At 61.3% G+C, this 22614-nt stretch carries 24 protein-coding genes; 10 read left to right on the top strand and 14 right to left on the bottom strand.

Going from position 1 to position 22614, the window contains the following annotated elements; translation table 11 throughout:
• Positions 1-255: 255 nt before the first annotated feature.
• From purL to QM780_RS03230, 4 genes are all read left to right on the top strand, one after another.
• Positions 256-2502 carry a phosphoribosylformylglycinamidine synthase subunit PurL gene (purL, locus tag QM780_RS03245; RefSeq protein WP_415069046.1) on the top strand — a complete coding sequence of 749 codons (2247 nt, stop codon included), beginning with the start codon at positions 256-258 and terminating at the stop codon, positions 2500-2502.
• A gap of 6 nt (positions 2503-2508) precedes the next feature.
• Positions 2509-3234, top strand: coding sequence for a hypothetical protein (locus QM780_RS03240; RefSeq protein WP_415069045.1), 726 nt, complete (start codon positions 2509-2511; stop codon positions 3232-3234).
• A gap of 65 nt (positions 3235-3299) precedes the next feature.
• Positions 3300-3515 carry a hypothetical protein gene (locus QM780_RS03235; RefSeq protein ID WP_415069044.1) on the top strand — a complete coding sequence of 72 codons (216 nt, stop codon included), beginning with the start codon at positions 3300-3302 and terminating at the stop codon, positions 3513-3515.
• Positions 3516-3710: 195 nt separating this feature from the next.
• The gene (locus tag QM780_RS03230; RefSeq protein ID WP_415069043.1) at positions 3711-4169 is read left to right on the top strand and encodes an FKBP-type peptidyl-prolyl cis-trans isomerase; all 459 of its coding nucleotides are present in this window, start codon (positions 3711-3713) and stop codon (positions 4167-4169) included.
• Between the two features lie 4 nt (positions 4170-4173).
• Here QM780_RS03230 and QM780_RS03225 read toward each other — a convergent pair whose 3' ends face one another.
• The 5 genes from QM780_RS03225 to QM780_RS03205 all read right to left on the bottom strand — a co-directional run bounded on the left by QM780_RS03225 (position 4174) and on the right by QM780_RS03205 (position 7170).
• Entirely contained in the window at positions 4174-4977 is an 804-nt protein-coding gene (locus tag QM780_RS03225) for a glycosyltransferase family 2 protein (RefSeq protein ID WP_415069042.1), read from the bottom strand.
• A gap of 153 nt (positions 4978-5130) precedes the next feature.
• A complete protein-coding gene (locus QM780_RS03220) occupies positions 5131-5406 on the bottom strand; it encodes a hypothetical protein (RefSeq protein WP_415069041.1) in 276 nt (91 codons plus the stop codon).
• A 20-nt stretch (positions 5407-5426) separates the two neighbouring features.
• Complete coding sequence (locus tag QM780_RS03215) at positions 5427-5639, bottom strand: hypothetical protein (protein WP_415069040.1); 213 nt, start codon at positions 5637-5639, stop codon at positions 5427-5429.
• 118 nt (positions 5640-5757) lie between these two features.
• A complete protein-coding gene (locus tag QM780_RS03210; RefSeq protein ID WP_415069039.1) occupies positions 5758-6675 on the bottom strand; it encodes a hypothetical protein in 918 nt (305 codons plus the stop codon).
• Positions 6676-6870: 195 nt separating this feature from the next.
• Positions 6871-7170, bottom strand: a complete 300-nt coding sequence (locus QM780_RS03205; RefSeq protein ID WP_415069038.1) for a hypothetical protein — start codon at positions 7168-7170, stop codon at positions 6871-6873.
• A 191-nt stretch (positions 7171-7361) separates the two neighbouring features.
• Here QM780_RS03205 and QM780_RS03200 point away from each other — a divergent pair, with 191 nt between their 5' ends.
• Positions 7362-8294 carry a DUF2147 domain-containing protein gene (locus QM780_RS03200; RefSeq protein ID WP_415069037.1) on the top strand — a complete coding sequence of 311 codons (933 nt, stop codon included), beginning with the start codon at positions 7362-7364 and terminating at the stop codon, positions 8292-8294.
• A gap of 157 nt (positions 8295-8451) precedes the next feature.
• On the opposite strand, the gene pqqA is transcribed toward QM780_RS03200, so the two are convergent.
• Positions 8452-8541: a pyrroloquinoline quinone precursor peptide PqqA gene (gene pqqA, locus QM780_RS03195; RefSeq protein WP_013947273.1), complete on the bottom strand. Its 90-nt coding sequence runs from the start codon at positions 8539-8541 to the stop codon at positions 8452-8454.
• A 199-nt stretch (positions 8542-8740) separates the two neighbouring features.
• On the opposite strand from pqqA, the gene QM780_RS03190 reads away from it, so the two are divergent.
• Together QM780_RS03190 and grxD are read left to right on the top strand one after the other, a co-directional pair.
• On the top strand, positions 8741-8977 hold the full coding sequence (locus tag QM780_RS03190; protein WP_415069036.1) for a BolA/IbaG family iron-sulfur metabolism protein: 237 nt from the start codon (positions 8741-8743) through the stop codon (positions 8975-8977).
• Positions 8978-9055: 78 nt separating this feature from the next.
• Positions 9056-9406 carry a Grx4 family monothiol glutaredoxin gene (gene grxD, locus QM780_RS03185; protein ID WP_415069035.1) on the top strand — a complete coding sequence of 117 codons (351 nt, stop codon included), beginning with the start codon at positions 9056-9058 and terminating at the stop codon, positions 9404-9406.
• Between the two features lie 246 nt (positions 9407-9652).
• Here the strand turns inward: grxD and QM780_RS03180 are convergent, their stop codons facing one another.
• The gene (locus QM780_RS03180; protein ID WP_415069034.1) at positions 9653-10105 is read right to left on the bottom strand and encodes an MEKHLA domain-containing protein; all 453 of its coding nucleotides are present in this window, start codon (positions 10103-10105) and stop codon (positions 9653-9655) included.
• On the bottom strand, positions 10102-11199 hold the full coding sequence (locus QM780_RS03175; protein ID WP_415069033.1) for a P1 family peptidase: 1098 nt from the start codon (positions 11197-11199) through the stop codon (positions 10102-10104). Before QM780_RS03175 ends, QM780_RS03180 begins: the two co-directional genes overlap by 4 nt.
• Before the next feature lie 145 nt (positions 11200-11344).
• Between QM780_RS03175 and QM780_RS03170 the strand changes: the two genes are divergently transcribed.
• Positions 11345-12454 carry a paraquat-inducible protein A gene (locus tag QM780_RS03170; RefSeq protein ID WP_415069032.1) on the top strand — a complete coding sequence of 370 codons (1110 nt, stop codon included), beginning with the start codon at positions 11345-11347 and terminating at the stop codon, positions 12452-12454.
• Positions 12455-12655: 201 nt separating this feature from the next.
• Here the strand turns inward: QM780_RS03170 and rpsD are convergent, their stop codons facing one another.
• The 3 genes from rpsD to QM780_RS03155 form a co-directional block, all read right to left on the bottom strand.
• Positions 12656-13273, bottom strand: a complete 618-nt coding sequence (rpsD, locus tag QM780_RS03165) for a 30S ribosomal protein S4 (protein ID WP_415069031.1) — start codon at positions 13271-13273, stop codon at positions 12656-12658.
• A 212-nt stretch (positions 13274-13485) separates the two neighbouring features.
• Positions 13486-14130 (bottom strand): hypothetical protein, encoded by a 645-nt coding sequence (locus QM780_RS03160; protein WP_415069030.1) that lies wholly within the window; start codon positions 14128-14130, stop codon positions 13486-13488.
• A gap of 152 nt (positions 14131-14282) precedes the next feature.
• The gene (locus QM780_RS03155; RefSeq protein WP_415069029.1) at positions 14283-15563 is read right to left on the bottom strand and encodes an RNA methyltransferase; all 1281 of its coding nucleotides are present in this window, start codon (positions 15561-15563) and stop codon (positions 14283-14285) included.
• Positions 15564-15727: 164 nt separating this feature from the next.
• On the opposite strand from QM780_RS03155, the gene QM780_RS03150 reads away from it, so the two are divergent.
• Positions 15728-17041, top strand: a complete 1314-nt coding sequence (locus QM780_RS03150) for a glycosyltransferase family 87 protein (protein ID WP_415069028.1) — start codon at positions 15728-15730, stop codon at positions 17039-17041.
• A 59-nt stretch (positions 17042-17100) separates the two neighbouring features.
• Positions 17101-18321 carry an NADP-dependent isocitrate dehydrogenase gene (locus QM780_RS03145; protein WP_415069027.1) on the top strand — a complete coding sequence of 407 codons (1221 nt, stop codon included), beginning with the start codon at positions 17101-17103 and terminating at the stop codon, positions 18319-18321.
• 163 nt (positions 18322-18484) lie between these two features.
• Here QM780_RS03145 and QM780_RS03140 read toward each other — a convergent pair whose 3' ends face one another.
• The 3 genes from QM780_RS03140 to alaS form a co-directional block, all read right to left on the bottom strand.
• Entirely contained in the window at positions 18485-18958 is a 474-nt protein-coding gene (locus QM780_RS03140) for a hypothetical protein (protein WP_415069026.1), read from the bottom strand.
• A gap of 408 nt (positions 18959-19366) precedes the next feature.
• Entirely contained in the window at positions 19367-19750 is a 384-nt protein-coding gene (locus QM780_RS03135; protein ID WP_415069025.1) for a hypothetical protein, read from the bottom strand.
• A gap of 54 nt (positions 19751-19804) precedes the next feature.
• Positions 19805-22510, bottom strand: coding sequence for an alanine--tRNA ligase (gene alaS, locus QM780_RS03130; RefSeq protein ID WP_415069024.1), 2706 nt, complete (start codon positions 22508-22510; stop codon positions 19805-19807).
• Between the last annotated feature and the right edge of the window lie 104 nt (positions 22511-22614).

Raw genomic sequence — 22614 nt, 5'->3', positions numbered from 1 at the left:
GACTTCAGCTCTCAGCTTCGTCATGCCGGCGCAGGCCGGCACCCAGACAGCCGTCAACACCCACTATGGAAAATGATGGCTGGATCCCGGCCCTTCGCCGGGATGACGGCGAGAGCTGGCATCTGCTCCGCAGCAAAGAGCGTCGCGACCATTGGCCGTGGAGTGCCGCCAGTCCCTGGGGCGACAAACCCGCCTCGACCCCATATAAGCGGTCGCAATCGACACGCCCGCCAGAGACTCTGCCAGAGACCCTGAATGACCGAGACGACCACAGCCCGCAAGATCACCCCCGAAATCGTCGCCGAACATGGCCTGAAGCCCGACGAATACGCGCGCCTGCTCGAAATCCTCGGCCGTGAGCCGTCGATCTGCGAACTCGGCATCTTCTCGGTCATGTGGAGCGAGCACTGCTCCTACAAATCATCGCGCGTCTGGTTGAAGACGCTGCCGACCACCGGCCCGCAGGTGATCCAAGGCCCCGGCGAGAACGCGGGCGTCGTCGATCTGGGCGACGGTGACGCCGTCGTCTTCAAGATGGAGAGCCACAACCACCCCTCCTACATCGAGCCGTTCCAGGGCGCGGCGACCGGCGTCGGCGGCATCATGCGCGACGTCTTCACGATGGGCGCACGCCCCGTCGCCAACATGAACGCACTCCGCTTCGGCGCCCCGGATCACGCCAAGACCCGCCACCTCGTATCGGGCGTCGTCGCGGGCATCGCGCATTACGGCAACTGCACCGGCGTTCCGACCATCGGCGGCGAAACGAACTTCGACGAGGGCTACAACAACAACATCCTCGTCAACGCCATGTGCGTCGGCCTCGCCAAGACCGACAAGATTTTCTATTCCGCCGCTAAGGGCGTCGGCCTCCCCGTCGTTTACGTCGGCTCAAAGACCGGCCGCGACGGCATCCACGGTGCCACGATGGCATCCGCCGAATTCGACGAGAAGTCGGACGAGAAACGCCCGACCGTGCAGGTCGGCGACCCATTCACCGAAAAGCTTCTGATCGAAGCCTGCCTCGAACTGATGGCGACGGATTCGATCATCGCCATCCAGGACATGGGCGCAGCGGGCCTCACGTCATCAACGTCGGAAATGGCGGACAAGGGCGGCGTCGGCATCGAGCTGAACCTCGACCTCGTTCCCCAGCGCGAAACCGGCATGACCGCCTACGAGATGATGCTCTCGGAATCGCAAGAACGCATGCTGATGATCCTGAAGCCCGAGCGCGAGGCTGACGCCAAAGCCATTTTCGAGAAATGGGGCCTCGACTTCGCCGTCATCGGCCACACCACCGACACCCAGCGCATGATCATCAAGCACAAGGGCAACGTCGAAGCCGACCTGCCGGTGCCGGTACTCGCGAACTCCGCGCCGATGTATACGCGCCCGCATGTCGAGCCGAAGAAGCCCGCGAAAATCCTGCCCGAATGGGTGCCCGCCCCGAACTCGATCGTCGGCACGCTGAAGGATCTGATGGCAGGCCATCACCTTTCGTCGCGCCGCTGGATCTGGGAACAGTACGATCACATGGTGATGGGCGACACCGTCGGCCGTCCGGGCGGCGATGCCGGCGTCGTCCGCGTGCACGGCACGAAGAAAGCCATCGCGGTCGCCTGCGATGTGACGCCCCGCTACGTCACCGCTGATCCGGAAGAAGGCACCAAGCAGGCTGTCGTCGAAACCTGGCGCAACTTGACAGCTGTTGGCGCCGACCCGCTCGCCATCACCGACAACATGAACTTCGCCAACCCCGAGAGGCCCGAGATCATGGGCCAGTTCGTTGCAAGCTGCCGCGGCATGGCGGAAGCCTGCACCGCACTCGGCTATCCCGTCGTCTCCGGCAACGTCTCGCTTTACAACGAGACGAACGGCGTCGGCATTCCGCCCACCCCCGCGATCGGCGGTGTCGGCCTGGTGCCGGATTCATCGAAGCTCGCCGACATTCGTCTCAAAGACGAAGGCGATGTGCTGATCGTTATTGGCCGTGAGGAAGGCCATCTCGGCCAGTCCCTTTATCAGCAATACGCGTCGGGCAAGTTCGAAGGCGCGCCGCCGCCCGTCGACCTCGAAGCCGAAATCAAAGCCGGCCGATTGATCCGCTCGCTGATCCGCGAAGGCCGCGCGCTTGCGGTGCATGACTGCGCCGACGGCGGACTGCTCGTTGCCATTGCCGAAATGGCGCTCGCCGGCGGCAAGAACGGGCTGTCGCGCGAAGCCTCTGGCCTCGGCGTCGAGTTGTTCGCCTACGAAGGTAAGCTGCCGCCGCACGCCGTCTGGTTCGGCGAGGACCAGGGCCGCTACGTCGTCGAGGTGACGCCACAGAAGGCGGAGGAGGTGCTCGAACGCGCGCGCTTGCTCGAGCTCCCCGCCCGCATCATCGGTCGTGTCACAGGCAGCGCCATCGCGCTCAAGGGCGAAACCGCTTTACCGCTCTCCGAGCTTCGCACCGCCCATGAAGGCTTCCTGCCAAAGCTCATGCGGGGTGAGTTGTGAACTAAAATGTCCGAGGAAAGTGAGAATAACCTCCCAAACATATCGCCCGGGCCTTCTGATCGTGCCGCCGCCGTTCTTCGCGCAATATCGAGTGCAGTACCCCTTATTGGTGGCGGCCTTGCCGAGGTTTTCACCGCGATAATACCCAACCAACAGGCTGAGCGCTTCGAAATGTATCTTTCGACGTTAGCGCGCCGATTGGACGAATTAGAAGCTTCACATAAACATTTATCTGAACATCAAAACGCGGGATTGGTCGAAGAAGGCTGGCGTCAAGCGCGAGAAACAACAGAAATACAACGCGTCAGGAACATTGCGTACTGCGTCGCGCACGGAATTACCGAAGACAATCGCAATCAGCTCCACAAATCACGACTGCTCGCTTTGGTCGCCCAATTAGACGCCGAAGAGGTGAGCCTACTCGAAGCACTTCACACAAATGATCAATCTGCATTGAACCAACTGCGCCCTCCTCCAAACTACATAGGAGCTTCCGAAGAAGTTCGAGAGCGAAATGCTATGTGGGACGCCATGTGGGGCAAGCTCAAAGTACTAGAACTCATTTCCTTCAGGCCGCACGTGAAGCAGATTTCAATGCCGAATGGAAGTCGCGGTGAACGCAGTGAAAAAGTGAACATCATCGAATTGGACACTTGGGGCAAAGAGCGAGGAATTCATACCGTGACAACCCTCGGTCGAATGGTTTTAGAGAGCATTGGTTGCGCTGATTAGGTTGACACGCTATCCCTGCGTGAAATTCTATCAGGCGCGCGGGTCACACCAACGAGGCATGTACGATGGCGTCCGATCCAACTCCCGAGATGAGCGAACTCAAAGGCGCGCTCGACGTCCTCTTCACGCTGCGCGAGGAATTCGCGACCTGGGTCGAGGAAGCCCAAGACGGTGAGCGAAAAGAAGAGCTCGACAACGTCTATCAGCACGTCCTGGCGATGGAGGAAGAATACCAGCGCCGCCTCGCTGAACTGCAGAAGAAATCCGAAGCACCGTCCTGATCGCACCAGCGCACCGTCGCATGCGCCCCCGATACGAGAGTAAAAATCATCATCATGCGGCGAAGGCCGGCACCCAGACAAGAAGCTGCATTTTAGATATTGAAGCTCGGCTGGATCCCGGCCTGCGCCGGGACGACGTAAGAATAAGAATATGAGTGCCCGTCCAGCGGTACCACTCGGAAGATAGGAACTCAAATGCACCGCTTTCGCTTGCCCGTTATGATGGCCCTCTCAGCCGCACTCGCGCTCATCGCGGCAGCACTTCCTATCAACCCCGCAATCGCAGACCCGCAAGGAACAACAATGACGACCACACCCTCCGGCCTCCAATACGAAGACACCGTCGTCGGCACCGGCGCCACGCCCGAGACCGGACAGATCTGCGTCATGCATTACACCGGCTGGCTTTATCAGGACGGCAAGAAGGGCGCGAAATTCGATTCATCGGTCGATCGCGGCCAGCCATTCGAATTTCCGCTCGGCACCGGACGCGTCATCAAGGGATGGGACGAAGGCGTCGCCTCGATGAAGATCGGTGGCAAGCGCACGCTGATCATTCCGCCGCAACTGGGTTATGGCGCGCGCGGCGCCGGCGGCGTCATCCCGCCCAATGCCACGCTGATCTTCGACGTCGAGTTGCTCGGCGTGAAATGACGTCTTACGCGGCGGTGACGGCGAGTGGCCCAGGCTCCGCCGCGTATTGATGCTCGATGAAGTCCGCCAGCTCGTCCTTCATGTCCCAGCTGCGCGGCCGATGAAACCGCTCGATGTTGGTGAGAAAGCGGTCGCGCGTGACCATGTTGGGATGCTGCGCGCCTCGGGCTTCCTGTTCCTCGGGACTCATCTTGGTTTTGATTTGCAGCTTGCGCGCGATGCTCGCTTCGTCGACGACCGCATAGCCATAATAAAAGATCATCACGTCTTTTAACGTCGGCCGCTGGGCCCAGTGCCGGCCGCCTTGCGGCGCATAATCGATCGGATAATTGTGTAGGCTGCGGCTCGCGCGGCAGCCCCGATGCAGCCGCGACAGCGCCGTTGCCGGATTGTCCTCGTGGTAGCCGAGCGTCACCTGCTCGTGCAGCGGCCGCGAGTAAACGAGCGGTTTGGCATCTTTCGCCGCCACGAACACATAATTGCCGATGAAGTGCTGCGTCGGCGCCGTCACCTGATCGAGTTGCGCGACATTGCCGTAGAGAAACTCGGTGACGTTGAGGGCCATGCGCCAGCCGTCGCACGTTCGCTCATAATCTTCGACTTCGCGATCGATGCAGGCGCTGTCGAAATAGGCGTTGCGCGTGGCGTGGATTTCCCAGGTCGGACAGAACTTATTGATCAGCTCACGGCTTTTATCTGTCGAGTTGTAGTCGATCATGATGCCGTGATCGAAAATCCGCCGATGATGCGCGAGCCACCACGGCAGCAGATACTCTTCATTGAAGAAATGACAGACCACTGTGCGCATTCTTGCACCTTGGGATGGAATATAGAGCCCTCGCCAATGCGGACGCTCGCACCCGCTAATGTCCAGGCTTTCAAATCGCTCGAAATATGCTTCGATTCGCTAAAACAGCGAAGCGGCTAGCCGCACGGGAACGCACTTTCGGCGCGGCGCCGATCAGGCCATGCGCCGGCGTTTTTCGGCTTTGCCGCGATAGATGTAGATCAGCCCCGGCTGCACGATGAACTCCCCGTCCCTCAGCGCAGCGTCGTCGAATTGGCCATTCGGCAATCTTGGCGCAACGCCGGAATAGGCAAAAAGCCGTCCGAACTCATCCTGCACGAATTCCGAGAATTCGTAGTCGTCGAGCCGCCCGATGATGGGTCCTTCATGCTTGGCATTATGTAGGATCGAATATTCGATGAATTGTGCGCGGCGTGAATTCACCAGCATGACGCCATTCCCTTTCGGCCTCAGCGCGCGCTGTCTGAATGCGCGGCCGGAGTGACGCTCGAAAGCGTTGCGCCGGGCTCGACGTTTGCCAGGAGCACGATTCCCAGCGCCGCACAGATGCCGATGATAAGAACGTAGATCAGCGCCGCATCGTTCTGTTCACGCTTTCGCTTTTCCTGAAGCGTGCCGCCGCGCGCGATCGCATGTTTGCGTAGCCACAAATTGCTTGACATGATCGTCTACCGTTTCTGCGCCATCCTGATGGCGCATGCTCGATAGATAGGGATCGGCGCATAAAGATTCGACCCGGGATCGGGTGCAAAAAGATAAGGATCCCATAACGGACGCCGTTCACTTCTCAGGCCGCACCCAGACGAGGCCGGAAGGCGCATCGAAAACGACGGTTCCGAGCCCCGCAATAACCGACATGCCAAGCTGCGCTGCCGGCGAGGACATATCGGCGATGCCGCCGCACCCGTTGGCCGATTTGCGGATCAGCGCAACGCCTCGCAAAATTTTGATCTCTCGCCGCTCATCGGTTTCCAAAGAAAGTTGCGTTTGCGGCGCTGCAAAAACGTCGTGTGTCGCAACCCCGCGGCAGGTCGTGACCGTCACCTTCCCGATCGCATGGAGAGAAACGCCCGCCGCGACGAGCTTTGCAAAGAATGCATCGTTGATATCGACCGACGGCGGCAGTCCGCGATCGTCATAGCCGGTATCCATTTGCGCTGCGGCCGAAATCCCGGCGGCGCTGACGAACAGCACCGGCACGTTCGGCATCGACGGATCGAGGCTGCGCGGATCGCTTGCGAAAAAACCGCCTTGACGAACCGGGATCAATCCGCGCGCTTTCAACACATCGTGATCGCAGGGACGCGCGTCGAGCACGACATCACTTTTGCCGCCACGAAATGAAAAATCCGCAGTCAGCAGCGACAGAAAATCCGTGCCGATGATTCCGAGCTGGCCCCCGGGCGGCTGCTCCAGCAGCCGATACGTCGCAAGATCGAAACGGCCGGACGAAAAACTTGGAAGCGATAGAGGCGTCTGTAAGCTGGCCTGATCTTCGCGGCCGTATGATTTGAAAATGTCTCGCGAAAGCGAGCTTCGCGTCGTGCCGTAGTCGAGCAGAAAATATCCGCGCTTTTCACCGGCATCGAGCATCACATAAGGAGATGTTCCGCCTGCGATCGTTTCGATTGCAAAGCGCTCGCCCGGACATCGATCGCCGTTGCCGCTTCCGGCCTGCACGGCCGAGGCGAGGAACATGGCAAACGCCACGAACACGATCGCGGCACAAAACGCTTCAATCCCAAATCTGCCCGTTCGCCCAATCATGATGAGCAACCATAGCAGACCAATGCCGTCGCCGCTCAATAAGGAAAGGAGGAGGCGACCTGGATCGTCTTCCTCCCCCCTTCAGAATAACCGCCGGCATGCGCGTCACGCGCACGGCAAGCGTTATTACTTCTGCGCGCCGGAATTCTGTTCCATTTCCTTGCCCGCGAGAGAGCCATCCTCGGGCTTTGCATTGGGCGTCGCGGTGGAACCCGTCCTGTCGCCGTTGACGCCGGGCTGGCCCTGCATCTGCTTCTCCGAAAGGCTGCCGGAATTGGGCTTCGCCGTCGGATTGCTCGTCGATCCGGCGCCGTTGTTGCCGGGGAGATCCTTCATCGCTTTCGTCGTGATATTGCTGTCTTCAGCCGCGAATGCGACCGAGGCCGACAAGGCAAGCGCCATCGCTGCCAGAAATGGCTTCATCATGGGATTTTCTCCTATTTGAGAACGTTAATTATTTTTCAGACCCGAGCGGGAAAGAGGCGCGCTACGATGTGATCGGTCACCGCAGCAGGATGTTGCGACTGTTTCTTGCTCTTGCACGGATCGATACGATACGGTTCTGAGTTTCGTTTCATGCACGTTTCGGGAAATTGCGCCGACGGCTGAAGAAGGAAATGCGCGGTCCCGTAATCGAAGGCGCCCACCTGTTCCGATCGGAACATCCTGGGCGAACGGTTTACGGCACAAAGACCGCAACATTGGTCGTCCGAAACAATCCTGATCTCGTGAAGAAGGATCTTGTCATGCGGGTATTGAAATTTATTGCGCCGGTCGCGGTCGTTATGTCGCTGGCCCCAGTCACAGTCGAGGCCGCGTTCGCCGGATCCGATCCGACGGGCATCTGGATGAACGACACCGGCCGCGGTGCCATCGAAATCAAGCCGTGCGGCAGTGCCATGTGCGGCAATGTCGTGTGGGTAAAATCCACCACCGACGCCAGCGGCTGCGGCAAGCAGATCATCGGCGACGTCACGCCTGTGGGCGGCGGCCGCTGGGACAACGGCTGGATCTATTCGCCGGAGAAGGGTCGCAAGTACGACGTCGAGCTGACGCCGCTTGCCAACGGCAATCTCAAGGTTCTTGGCTACGCGGGAATGAAGTTCCTGTCGAAGACCATGATCTGGAAGCCGGCGCCGAAGGATCTTCAGCTTTGCAACCAGCCCGAGACAACCGCGAAGGCCGCGCCTGCAGTTCCGGCTCCGGCAACGACGGCGAGCATTCCGGCACCGGCTCCGGCGAAGGAAGCGAGCAACACCCCAGCAAAAGCTGCGGAAGTGAAGCCCGCCGATGCAGCCCCAGCCGCGACACCGGCTCCGGCGGCAACGCCCGATCAGGCCAAGCCCGCGCCGAAGGATGAAACCGCAAGCGCCGACGCGCCCGCCGATGGCGACGCCGCCGACGGCAAGGACGACGGCATCGCCGGCGCCCTCGGCAATCTCAAGCTCGGCGACCTGAAGCTCGACAAGGTTTTGACGCGCACCAAGTCCGGCAAATGCAAGCTCGACCTGCCGTGGTTCAAGGTGACGATCGATTGCGAGCAGCAATAGGCGCTCGCAGACGCCGAGACCTCCCCCCGTACTCGGCGTTTCAGAGACGCCCGCTGGTACTGCCGCAGCGGGCGTCTCCATTTCCGAAATCGCACAAAAAAACGCGGTGGCAGGATTATCCTGCCACCGCGCTTGAATTCAGATCGAGCCGACCGACTTAGATGAGGTCGATCTCGGCCGGAAGGTACGAGGTAACTTCAAGGCCGACTTCCTGCTCGCGAACTTCGGGTTTCGTCCAGGTCTTCATGGTGTCCTCCATTAGACTTCAGGGAGCTTCAAACTCCTCGTGCCCTAATACATAGCGTCCCCCCTCGATAACGTCCAATCGCAATCGCGTGAGATTTTGATAAGAATGCCTGATCGGATGGCTTGCCGGAGCTGATCGGAAGCGCCATACATCCGGCGAAAGTCTCGCAGCCGCATACAAAACCGGGAGTTTACCAGCAATGCCGATGGCCGCGGCCGATATCGAACGGATGATCAAAGCCCGCTTCCCCGACGCCGAAATCGTCCTCAAGGACCTCGCCGGCGATAACGACCACTGGGCGGCCCACGTCGTCTCCTCGGCCTTCAAGGGCAAAAGCCGCGTGCAGCAGCACCAGATGGTCTATGACGCGCTCGGCGGCCGCATGGGCGGCGTTTTGCACGCCCTGCAGCTTACGACCGCGCTCCCGCCCGATTGACTAACGCGATGCTCTGACCCAAATCTCGGTTGAACTGCCGGTCCGCCGTTTGGGCGACCGCACGATAGGAGCCTCGGAATGGCCTCTGACACCACCACCGTCAACGACGCGATCGCCAAGACGATCGCCGACAATGACGTCGTTCTGTTCATGAAGGGAACCAAGCAGTTCCCGCAGTGCGGTTTTTCCGCGACCGCCGTGAAAATTCTTGAGCACCTCGGCGTGCCGTTCAAGGACGTCAACGTCCTTGACGATCAGGGCCTGCGCGAAGGCATCAAGACCTTCTCGAACTGGCCGACCATCCCGCAGCTCTACGTCAAAGGCGAATTTGTCGGCGGCTGCGATATCATGCGCGAAATGTATTCCGCCGGCGAGCTTCACGATCTCATCTGCGACAAGGGCATCCCCCATAGCCACCACCACGGCTGATCGCGCGATCTTTTTTGCAAATTCCAAGCGGAGCTGTTTCAGCTCCGCTTTTTTTTATCGGTCGTCGTCCGATGCGCCGAGGCAGCCGCAAAACCGCGCCGCAAACTCTCAGTTGCCGATTGACTAGATCCCGACCTTCGTCGGGATGACGATGAGGGAGCATCCAAAAGATATCGTCATGGCCGCGGACCAATGTGCTTTGCCGCGTCCGCAGCAAGGTGAGGCAAAAGCCGCAATCGCAAAGCTTCAAACATTCACCCACGACGAAAACGTCGCCGCCTGCCCGCGGTTGATGCCGTCGGCATCGATCAACTGCCAGACGACACCGCCGTCGATTGCGAACCGCCGCCCCGACTTGGAAATGCGAACGCCGCGATAGCCGCGCACGAAACCGTTGCGCGCAACCGCCTCCAAAATCCGCGCCCGCTCCTCCCGATTGGGGGCCTCCGCCGACAGCCGCGACGGCAACGTCACGAACTCGTCCCACGCATATTCGAAACACGCCTGCGCCGTCCTGTTGGCATAAACGAAGCGCGGGTCCGCATCGGTGTTGTGCGCGACGACGACGAACGGCGCATCCTCGTAAAGCCATCGCGCGTCGGCGCCAGCGGGCACGAGCCGCACACCAACGAGACGGTCATAGCTGCCGGTCAGCAGATCGAAGAACGCCGCATCGTAGCGCAAATCGCTCGCACTCATCCGACGACGAGCGCCTTGAGCTTGTCGGCGTCGATCGCTTTGACCACGCGGCCGTGCTTACCCGTCGTCGTCTCGGCCGCGAGCATCGCATTCACCACCGCTTCCTCCACGCTCTCCACGACCGCCAGATAGATCGCATCGAGATCGTCGTTGCTGACCGCCGTGAACGTCAAGGCCGCGGGCTCCGGCAGCTCGCCCGGATCGTTCGCCGTCGAAAACGCCATGAAGATGTCGCCCGAACTGTTACCGGAAGGTGTACCGCCGCGGCCGATGCCGATCGACGCCCGCCGCGCCAGCCGCTCGAGTTGCCCCGGCAGCAGCGGCGCATCCGTCGCGATGATGACGATGATCGAGCCGCGCTCATTCTCATAAACCCGCTCGCCCGGCAGCAGTTCGCCCACCGGCTTGCCGCACACCGTCAGCCACGGCTTGATGCCATGGTTCGCCTGCACCAGCACACCGACGGTGTGCGCACCAAGCCGCGTTTTCGCGATCCGCGACGACGTCCCCGTGCCGCCTTTGAATTCGTAGGCGATCATGCCAGTGCCGCCGCCGACGCAACCTTCCGCCACCGGCCCGGAGCGCGCACCGTCGATCGCCGCCCACACATGCTCTTCGCTGACGTGAAAGCCCGCGATGTCGCTGAGAAAACCGTCATACGTCTCGGCCGCGACCGGCAGCGCCCACAGATCCTCGCCCAGCGCCGGAAAATGCTTCGCCATCCATTTGAGCGTCGCGTGATGCGCGAGCCCGACCGAGAACGTGTTGGTGATCGTGATCGGCCCCGTAAACCAGCCCGCATCGCGAATCCAGTGCGCCCCCGTCATCTCGCCGTTGCCGTTCATCGAGAACACCCCCGCCCATAGGGGATGAGCGAGATTTTCCGGCGCCCGCGGCAGGATCGCCGTGACGCCGGTATGGATCGAGCCGCCGTCGTTGCGCAGTGTCGTGAACCCGACCGTCACACCGCCGACGTCGGTTATCGCATTCAACGGCCCGGTGACGCCCGGCATCGGCAGGCCAAGCCCGCGCGCTCTCGCTTTTCCCGACGGGCTGATTTTCACCGGATCGTGCGTTCCACCTGTATCGCTCATGATCGCTCGCTCGTTTGCACCAATACCTGCGTAGCCCCGCAAGTTGCTATAGTCTTGACTTGGCAGGTCTCAATTTTGCCCCAAGCGGATGGTGCCTCGAAACCACGGTAGGCTCGCTCACCTCGCTGAGGAAGGAACCGGCGAAATGAAGGTCATGTGGCTGAGCGGCAGGCGCTTCTTTCTTTCGCTCACCATTCTCACCGCCAGCGTTTGTCTCGCGCTCGGCATCACATTGCCGATCCTGAAACTGACGAGCTTCGGTTTCTGGACGACCGAGCATTCGCTGCTGTCCACCGTCGGCGTGCTGCTGAAGGACAACCAGACCTTCCTTGGACTGATCGTGCTCGTCTTCTCGATCCTGCTTCCCGTTACCAAGCTGCTTTACCTGCTGCTCGTCTCGACCTTGCCGCCCGCCGAGATCGTCCGCCACCAGACCCGCCTGCGCGCGCTCGAATGGCTCGGCAAATGGTCGATGCACGACGTGCTCGTGCTGGCGCTGACCATCTTCTTCATCAAGAGCCAGGAAGTGTATGACGCCTCGAGCCTCAACGGCGTCTATTTCTTCACCGCCGCCGTCGTGCTGATGATCCTCTCTTATGCCTGGATCCGAACCGACGGCATGGCCGCCGCTCCTGAGCTCGTTCCCGTGCTTCCGCAGCCCGATATCGGAGCGAAGCAGTCAACGCCCGCCTGGCGGAACTTCGCGCTGAGCTTCCTCATCATCCTCGCGACAGTGTTCTTCGCGCTCGGCATCATCATGCCGTCGATCCGCTTCACGACCGTCTACGTCTGGACCAACGAGCACTCGATCCTGACGATCATCTATGCGCTGTTCGAGAACCAGGAATACTTTCTCTGCACCGTTGTTTTCGCCGTGTCGGTGTTCTTCCCGTTCCTGAAGCTGTTTTACCTGCTGACGCTCATCACCTCGCACGACATGCCGCAAGACTTCCGTCGAAAGTCGTTCGCGACGATGGAATGGATCGGCCGCTATTCGATGACCGATGTCATGGTGCTGGCGCTGATGATCTTCTACGTCAATTCGTCGGGCTACACGGAAGCCCGCGTGCTGCCTGGCGTCTACTTCTTCGCCGCATCCGCACTGATGACGATGCTCGCCTATGCGTGGGCCAATGCCCAGTCGCCGACCTACCGCCAGCGCAAACGCCCGATCGGCGGCGGCCCGGCAATCTCTCCGAACCCCGGCATTTCCATCGCGCCCCCGCCACGGCCCCGTCGACGCCGCGCGGCTTGACGAAGTCTGGGTGCCGGCCTTCGTCGGCATGACGGAGGGTGAAGCAACGCCCCGCCAAACAAAAAAGGCCGCGCGAGCGCAGCCTTTTTGAAACTCGATCCACTTCGGCCGAAGGCCGCGAGCCCGACCGGGCGACGGCGCGAGCGCCGCCCCCGCGGAGCCGGCCCGCGCGACAAGCGCGGAATAGCCGGCGTGAGCGCTTTAACGAGAGTAGAACTCGACCACGAGGTTCGGTTCCATCTGAACCGGATAGGGCACATCCGAAAGCGCCGGGATCCGCGTCAGCGAAGCCGACATCTTGTTGTGGTCGGCGTTGACGTAATCGGGAACGTCGCGCTCGGCGCTCTTGATCGCTTCCAGCACCAGCGCCAGCTGCTTCGCCTTCTCACGAACCTCGATCACATCGCCGACTTTAAGGCGATAGCTCGGAACGGTGACTCGCTTGCCGTTAACCGAGACGTGGCCGTGGCTGACGAACTGACGGGCGGCAAACACCGTCGGCACGAACTTGGCGCGATAGACGAGCGCGTCGAGGCGGCGCTCGAGAAGGCCGATGATGTGCTCCGACGTCGAACCTTTGAGACGCGAGGCTTCATCGTAAAGCGACCGGAACTGACGCTCGGAAATTGATGCGTAATAGCCCTTCAGCTTCTGCTTGGCCTTGAGCTGCTGACCGAAGTCGGAAAGCTTGCCGGAACGGCGCTCGCCATGCTGGCCGGGACGGCTCTCGCGGCGGTTGAGCGGGCTCTTGGGCCGGCCCCAGATGTTCTCGCCCAGGCGGCGATCGATCTTATGCTTGGCGCGAACGCGCTTAGTCATCTTCTAGCACTCCATGAGTTATGGCCCGGCCGAATGGCCGGAGCCGTGGAGCGCCCCCTCCTCTGCCTCCTTTCGGAGGCCGACAGGCATGGACCTTCGACAGTCCCGCCACGGGTGCGCAGAAATCAAACGCGGGCCCGAAGGCCCGCGAAGGTTGTGGTTGATAGCGATGTCGGGCGGCGGCGTCAACCGGCCAAGACGACCCGGATCGCCTATTTCTTTTGGACCGTCGTTTCGCTGACCGACGTCGAACCCGTCGAAACCGGTGCCCCGGCCGGCGCGGGCGCCGGTGCGGCGCCTGCGGTCACATTTTGCGGCGGCGGGCTGGCTGCGACGTAGTTCGCGATCAATTCCTTAACCTTGCTCCGCTGCTCTTCCGTGCAGGTCTGCGGCGGCTCTTTCTTCTCGTCGACCACAACCTGCTTGTCGCCTTCCTGCTCGACGAGGCGAATGCGCCCCGTCATCAGCATCAGCGTCGTCAGATGCAGCTGGCTGATGTAGACGAGTTGCTGCTGCGTCCACCGCTTCGTCGCCTCTTCACGGCGCATCAGAGCGCGATGGTTCAAAACCTGCTCGTCGCGGAGATCGCAAATCTGCGCGTGGGCCGAAAGACGGCCAGCCATGATCACGCGGCGCGCCACGTCGAGCGGCACTTCGACCTGTGCTTTCTTGGTTTTATCGATGACGATGACGGAGCCATCGGGCTTCGAGAACTGCTGCGGCGTCAGAGACCACGCATATTCCATGAACGATCGGACTGCATGCTCACTCAACTCCTGCGCACTGGCAGGCGCCGCGGTTCCCCACAGCGTCAGCGCCATCGCGCCCGCCAACACAACCCCCGCCCTCGTGTTCATCCACATCTCCAGTTGCGCCTCTGCGTTTTTTGTCTCGTTATCGAATGCGAAAAAATTTTCGGGCGCGGCCCTCCACCAGCCGCGTTGCATATCGCCCAGTATGCCTCTCGACTTGGCATCGCTCGGCCCAAAACTTGGCCATATGAAGGCACTTATTCCCGCCCTTTTCCGCCCTTCCCTTTGCCCTGTGCGAGCGTTGCAACTATGCCACGCAGGGTGCGGACTTCCTGCTCCGTCGCGTTCATCCTGGTCAGCAGTGTGCGAAGATTTTGCGACACCACGGCTTTGCGATGGGCCGGATTGAAAAACCCCTTCTGCTCCAGCTCTCGTTCTAAATGTTCAAACAGTCCAATGAGTTCCTCTTTGGTCGCGGGCCGGTCTCGGCCCAGATAAAGACCCTCGCTCAAGGGCTTCTCGTAGGTTGTGACCCGGCCGAGACTGCGCCCCGAATCCCCCCGCATCCACTCGTAACCCGTTAGCAGCACTGCCTGGGCAAGGTTAAGAGAGGCGAAGCGGGAATTCACCGGTATCATGATCAGGGCGTCCGCTTGCGCCACCTCGCTCGTCTCCAGACCGTTCCGCTCCCGCCCAAATAACACTCCGCAGCGCTCGCCCCGGCTGATCCGGACCCTAATTTCGGCGATCGCCTGCTCCGGCGTCAGCACCGGCTTGCGCAAATCCCGTTGCCGCGCCGTCGTCGCCGCAACCCAGTTGAGATCGCCGATGCTGTCCTCCAGCGTCCCGAACGCGCGCGCATCGTCGATGATATAATTCGCCCCCGACGCCGCAATCCGCGCCTTCTCGTTCGGCCAGCCGTCGCGCGGGCTGACGAGCCTCAGATCGTCGAGACCGAAATTCGCGCACGCCCGCGCCACCATCCCGATATTGTCCGCGAGTTGAGGCTCCATCAGGATGATCGACGGCGTCTCGCCTTCGCCCGCCACCGGCTCGCCGCGCATATGTGCGCGCCTCAGACCATGCCGCAGCTTGCGGATGACGCGACGCGCCCAGAACCAGTAATTTTCACCTGACCACTGCTTTGCCAGCGTCTCGAGACAGGGCGTCGTGACCGTCTCCGTCCCCTCGCCGCGAAGCCGCACCCGTCCGTCACCGACGATCACTTCCTTCTTGCTCAGAATGAATTGATCGAGCGTCTCGATGCCCTGGACTTCCGTGCGCCGCTTGCATCCCGGACACGTCACCTCGTCGGATACGCATTTGAGGCTGGCGCAGTATTGCAGCACCGGCTCCAGCGTGTCGCGCGTCAGTCCTGGAATGGCGAGCTTCTCGAGCCCCTGATCGATCGACGCCGAATGGCAGGCGTGAACGATCTCAGACACGCGCGTATCCTGCGGTCCAAGCATCGGCTCGCCTCCGCCGACGCGGATTGCCAGCGCTGTTTCGCCTTGCGCACCGTCAGTCTCGACGTTCAACCATGCCTCCGTACGGCCTGCAGGATCAGGCAGCTTCCTCGTCGCCGATACCCGGCCCGGAAAGCCTAATCCTTTGGTAACGACAGGGTGTCAATCTCCAGGGCCCGTCAAGAGCCATGCTCGATAAGCGCCGACAGCGGCCGGCCCGCCCCGGATTTCAGCCTGTGATCAGATCGTTTACCAGCAGGATCGACAAACCATCGGCCCTGGCTCTGGCTTTGATCGCGATTTGGATTCTGGCGCTGGCGACCGGCTTGAGCAATCCGAACGGCTGGATCACGACGGCACGCGGACTTCCCGCCCAGGGAGATTTCCTAGGTATTTACGCCGCCGGCACGCTCGCCGCTTCCGGCGAACCGGCGTCCGCTTATGACCCCACGATCCAATATGCGACCCTGCAGACGCTGACCGACAATCGGCAGGTCGGCAACTTCCCCTGGGTTTATCCGCCGACGTTCCTGCCGATCGCGGCAGTTCTGGCCCTGCTGCCGTTTTGCGCCTCGATGGCGGTGTGGACGATCGGCACACTCGCGGCATTCGCGGCGGTGCTTTCACGCGTAACGACGTCACGCCGCGATCTGCTGCTGATGCTCGCGACCCCGGCGCCATGGCTCAATTTCTACATCGGCCAAAACGGTGCGCTGACCGGAGCCTTGATGGGGTCCGGCCTCCTGCTTCTTGCCGAGCGTCCGATATTGGCGGGCCTCGCGTTCGGGCTTCTCTCGATCAAACCGCACCTCGGTCTGCTCATCCCGGTGGCGTTGCTCGCCGGACGATATTATCGCGCCTTTTTCTCCGCCGCCGTGACCACGATCGCGTTTGCCCTCGCGACCCTTGCGGCCTTCGGCACGGTGCCGTGGATCGCGTGGCCGGCACAGATGAGCCGCGTCGGGCCGCTTGTCGGCATGGCCTCCGAGACCGAAAAGATCCAGAGCCTGTTCGGCTTCGCGCGAAGCCTCGGCATTCCATCCGCAGGCGCCATGACCCTCCAGGCGATCCTGACGCTGTCGATCGCCGCAGTCATAGCCTGGCTTTGGCGGCGTCGCGACGTCGGCCTTCCCTTGAAATGTGCGGCGCTGGCCGCAGCGACGACCCTCGCGAGCCCCTACCTGTTCGCCTACGACCTTCCCGTACTGACCATCGCACAGGCCTTTTTCCTGCGTCATCTTCAGCTCAACGAAGGAACGGCTACGAAAGGCGAGGTCTATGCCCTTGTCCTGGCGAACGTCCTCGTCCTGGCATTTGCGAGCTTCCCACCCGTTCCGCTCGCCGTATGCGGCAGCGCAATCGTCCTGGGCGTCATTTTACGGCGTGTCCTGATAGAGCAGCGCCGAGCCCGCAAGTCCCTTCCACAACCGAAAAAATGCCCGGCGCAGCCCTGGCGTCCGCACTTGGCGCCGGCAAGGCTTGAAACCTTTCACGATCTGAAGCACGACTACGTCGATGGTTCTCTTCGCAACTGCGTTATGAGCCGTTAAGCTTTGCGCGCCCGTGTCCCGGGCCATGATCCGCTTCCAAATTATCGCGCGAGACCCCCATGCAGAAAATCAAGGTTGAAGGCACCGTCGTTGAGATCGACGGCGACGAGATGACCCGCATCATCTGGAAGATGATCAAGGACAAGCTCATCCACCCCTACCTCGACGTCAATCTTGAGTATTACGATCTGAGCATCGAGAACCGCGACAAGACCAACGACCAGATCACGATCGACGCCGGCAACGCCATCAAGAAATATGGCGTCGGCATCAAATGCGCTACCATCACCCCCGATGAGGCGCGCGTCAAAGAATTCAATCTGAAGGAGATGTGGAAGTCGCCGAACGGCACGATCCGCAACATCCTCGGCGGCGTCATTTTCCGCGAGCCGATCATCTGCAAGAACGTGCCGCGCCTCGTTCCGGGCTGGACGCAACCGATCGTCGTCGGCCGCCACGCCTACGGCGACGTCTACCGCGCCACCGATTTCCGCTTCCCCGGCAAGGGCAAGATCACGCTCAAGTTTGTCGGCGAAGATGGCACCGTCATTGAGAAGGACGTCATCAATGCCCCGAGCGCCGGCGTAACGCTCGGCATGCACAATCTCGATGACTCGATACGCGATTTCGCCCGCGCGTCGCTGAACTACGGCCTCGCGCGCAATTATCCGGTCTTTCTCTCGACCAAGAATACGATTCTCAAAGCCTACGACGGCCGCTTCAAGGATATCTTCCAGGAAATCTTCGATGCCGAGTTCAAGGAAGAATTTGCCAAACGCAAGCTGACCTACGAACACCGTCTCATCGACGACATGGTCGCCTGTGCGCTGCGCTGGTCAGGCGGCTATGTCTGGGCCTGCAAGAACTACGACGGCGACGTGCAGTCGGACATCGTCGCCCAGGGCTTCGGCTCGCTCGGCCTGATGACGAGCGTGCTGATGACGCCCGACGGCAAGACGGTCGAGACCGAGGCCGCGCACGGCACCGTCACCCGCCATTACCGCGAGCATCAGAAGGGCAACGTGACGTCGACCAATCCGATCGCCTCGATCTTCGCCTGGACCAGCGGGCTCGCGCACCGCGCCAAGCTCGACGGCAACGACGAACTGATGAAGTTTGCCAAGACGCTTGAGAAAGTCTGCGTCGCAACGGTCGAGTCGGGCTTTATGACGAAAGACCTGGCGCTGCTCGTCGGCCCCGGCCAGAACTGGCTGTCGTCGACCGGCTTCCTCGAAAAGATCGACGAGAACCTCAAGAAGGCGATGGCGAAGCCGGCGTAATCCTCGTCAACCTCGCTTATTCCGATATGTGATCCTCGGGCTTGGCCCGAGGATCTATTTGGCGGTAAGCACCTTAAATCGCATAAGCCGAAAACAACACATCGTTGCGGACGTCGAACCCGTGCCCGTCATGGCCGCGAAGGCGGCCATCCGCATACGCCAACTACTTCTTCTGCCCGGCGATCTGCTGATTGACCTGCGCCTGCATCTGCGCGTTCATGACGTTGAAGTCGTTCTGCAGGCTTGCGCACGCCACCTGCTCGCCGTCGCAAACGACCTTCATATCGATCGTCAGCACGTCGCCCTTGCGCACGACCTTGCGGCACACCGCTGCCGGATGCGCCGGATTTTTCTTGGTCGTGAACGTGTACATCACCGTCGCGTTCTTCGGATCATCCGAATAGGCGATGTACTTGTCACTCTCGTAGACCTTCTGCAGCCCGGCCTTCGACGAATAGGTCGCGATAAGGTCTTCGGCCTTGCCGACAGGCGCCCCGCAAAACTCTTCTGCCGCCGCTGTCGTCGGACCGGCCGTCGGCATCGGCGTTTTCGGAAGCTTGACGATGGCGTCGTCAGCCAGCGCCGGCGACGCGGCGAAAACGAGGGCGGCGAAACTCAACAGGCGCTTGCGGGACATTGCGATTTCCTCGGGTAAACGAAAGCGGCGCCTATATACCGGTTTTTCCCGAGGGTCATTAGTGAAATGCCTGCAAGGTAACGAGAAAAGCCTTCCGCAACGCAGCATTGATGATTGTATTGCTCGCTCGCGTTGAACCCCAACTCCGTCATGCCGACGAAGAGCCTGCCCCGGCGAAGGCCCGGGTCGGCACCCAGACAACGATCGGCATGTACCTGTCGATATTGCCTGGATCCCGGCCTGCGCCGGGATGACGGTGCTGTTTGCAAAGTGCTTCCGGACCAACGTCATGGCCGCGGAGGCGGCCATCCACGACAAGGCTCAGCCAGACTCAAGCCGACGATGAAGTTGAAGACCTCAGCTCGCGAGCCGCGCTTCAGGCTTCTCAATGACGTCAGAGCCGATACGCTATTCGAAATCGCTCACCGCATAGACAGAGAATGCGATGTCCACACCGTAGCTGCTAATGATCTCGGCAGCAAAACTTGGCACCACGACCGAGAGGCTCATTTGGCCGTCGACAAAGGAGGCGGCCAGATCAAGGCTTGTCGATCCGATGAGACGTTCCTGCCGCAGCTTCGATAGCTGAGGCCCCAATCGTTTGACCCATCGGGCGATCGCGCCCCAAACTTCCTCTTCTATCGGTAAGTCGACCTGAGCGTAATATAACGAGCCCGTGCGGGCTGGCTCATACCGCGCCAGTGTAGTGCCGAGCGCCGCCTCTAATGCTGGCCGAGCGACCGCGGTATCGCTAATTCGAAGAGCGGCCGAGAAGATTTGGGAATTGGCCAAATTGGCTTCTCCTGCTCCCGCCGCCATCAAGATTGAATTTACTCAAGTGCGCGTTCAACTCGCCAGCCGCGCTTCGATCGCCTTCAGCGCATCGCCGGCTTTCGCGCCATCCGGTCCGCCCGCTTGCGCCATGTCGGGACGGCCGCCGCCGCCCTTGCCGCCCAGCGCCTCCGCGCCGGCCTTGACCAGATCGACGGCGCTCCACGTCTTGACGAGATCATCCGTCACGCCGACGGCGAGACCGGCCTTGCCATCTTCCGTTACGCCGACCACTGCGACGATGCCCGAACCAACCTGCTTCTTGCCGTCGTCGATCAGTCCGCGCAGATCCTTCGGATTGAGGCCCTGCACCGTACGCGCCAGCAGCTTCACATTGCCGACGCTGCGGATCGCTTCGCCGTTCGACGCCGCGCCCGCTCCTGCACTGCCACCGCCGAGCGCAATCTGCCGCTTGGCATCTGCCAATTGCTTTTCGAGGTTCCTGCGTTCCTCGACCAAATGCTTCAGCCGCTCGATGAGATCCTCAGGCCGCGTCTTGAGCAGGCTCGCCGCCTCCTTCACGCGCGTATCCTGTTCGTCGAGATAGGCGCGCGCGCCTTCGCCGGTCAGCGCCTCGATGCGCCGGACGCCCGCAGAGCTGCCGCTTTCCGCAACGACCCGGATCAAGCCGATATCGCCCGTGCGCGACACATGCGTGCCGCCGCACAGCTCGACCGACCACGCCTTGTTGGCGCCGGGCCGCGTCGAGCCCATCGATACGACGCGCACCTCTTCGCCGTATTTCTCGCCGAACAGCGCCATCGCGCCGGTGGCGCGCGCATCATCGAGCGCCATCAGCCGCGTCACGACTGGTGTGTTTTCGAGCAGCACGGCGTTCGCCATGTCTTCGACTTGGCTGATCTCTTCCGCCGACATCGGCTTCGTATGCGAGAAGTCGAAGCGCAGACGCTCCGGCGAAACGAGCGAACCCTTCTGCGCCACGTGCGTGCCGAGCACCTGCCGCAGCGCTTCATGCAGGAGGTGCGTCGCCGAATGGTTGGCGCGCGTCCTGTCGCGTTTGGCGTCATCGACCTGAAGCCGGACATGACGTCCGACCGCCATCGCGCCCTTCGTCAGTTCGCCGGTGTGTACGAACAGATTGCCGAGCTTCTTCTGCGTATCCTTGACTTCGAAATGGAACGGCGCGCCGGAGCCCTCGAGGCCCTCGATGATGCCAATATCGCCGACCTGGCCGCCCGATTCCCCATAGAAGGGCGTCTGATTGACGATGACCGCATATTGCCCGGGCTTGCCCGCTTCATTCGTCTCTTTGCCGTCGGCGACGATGGCGAGAATGGTCCCTTCCGCCGACGTCGTATCGTAGCCGATGAACTCGGTCGCGCCGGTCCGGTCCTTGATCTCGAACCACAGGCTTTCGGTCGCCGCCTCGCCCGAGCCTTTCCATGCGGCCCGCGCGGCGTCCTTCTGTTTCGACATCGCGGCATCGAACGCCTTGGTGTCGACCGTGATGCCGCGCGGCTTCAGCGCGTCCTCGGTGAGATCGAGCGGAAAGCCGTAGGTGTCGTAGAGCTTGAACGCCACGTCGCCCGAAAACACCGCGCCCTTTTTCAGGTTGGCGGAACTCTCGCCCAAAAGCTTCAGACCGTTGTCGAGCGTGCGCTTGAACTTCGTCTCTTCGAGCTTCAGCGTCTCGCTGATGAGCGGCTGTGCGCGCACGAGTTCCGGGTAAGCATCGCCCATCTCGCGCACGAGCGCGGGAACCAGATGATACATCAGCGGCTCGCTGCAACCCATCTGGTGCGCATAACGCATCGCGCGGCGCATGATGCGGCGAAGCACATAGCCGCGCCCCTCGTTCGACGGCAGCACGCCGTCGGCGATCAGGAAGCTCGTTGAACGCAAATGATCGGCGATAACACGCTGCGCGACATGATCGAAGTCGGCGGAAGCCTTGCTGTCCTTGGCGCCGACCTTTGCCGATTCCTGGCGGATCGCCTGGATCAGATGCTGAAAGAGGTCGATGTCGTAGTTGTCGTGCTTGCCCTGCAGCACCGCCGCGATGCGCTCGAGCCCCATGCCGGTATCGATCGACGGCCGCGGAAGATCGATGCGATTGCCCGGAGCGATCTGCTCAAATTGCATGAACACGAGGTTCCAGATCTCGATGAAACGATCGCCGTCCTCGTCAGCCGAACCCGGAGGCCCACCGGGAATCTTGTCGCCATGATCGAAGAAGATTTCCGAGCACGGACCGCACGGTCCCGTATCGCCCATCTGCCAGAAGTTGTCGTTGGTCGCGATCCGAATGATGCGGCTGTCCGGCAGCCCGGCGACTTTCTTCCAGATTCCGAACGCTTCATCGTCGGTGTGATAGACAGTGACGAGCAGCTTATCTTTTTTGAGTCCGAAGTCTTTCGTCAGCAGGGTCCACGCAAGCTCGATGGCGCGTTCCTTGAAGTAGTCGCCGAACGAGAAGTTGCCGAGCATCTCGAAGAACGTGTGATGCCGCGCCGTATAGCCGACGTTGTCGAGGTCGTTGTGCTTGCCGCCCGCGCGCACGCACTTCTGCGACGTCGTCGCCCGCGGGATGGCGCGCGTCTCCTGGCCCGTGAAGACGTTCTTGAATTGCACCATGCCCGCATTCGTGAACATCAGCGTCGGGTCGTTGCGCGGAACGAGCGGCGACGACGGCACGATCTCGTGGCCGTTCTTGCCGAAGAAGTCGAGAAACGAAGCGCGGATTTCGCTGACGCCAGCCATAGGTGCTTTCGGGCCTGATCTTGAGGTTCGTCTGCCCCGGGACGAAATCCCGGAACGGCTTGAGGCCGCCGTTGTAGCGGCGGCCTCTGAATGTGTCCAGGAAT

This window comes from Hyphomicrobium sp. (assembly GCF_047600905.1).
In the GTDB taxonomy this organism is placed as follows: Bacteria; Pseudomonadota; Alphaproteobacteria; order Rhizobiales; family Hyphomicrobiaceae; genus Hyphomicrobium_B.
Note: the sequence above shows the minus strand (reverse complement) of the source record. Positions and strands in the feature narration are given on the sequence as shown.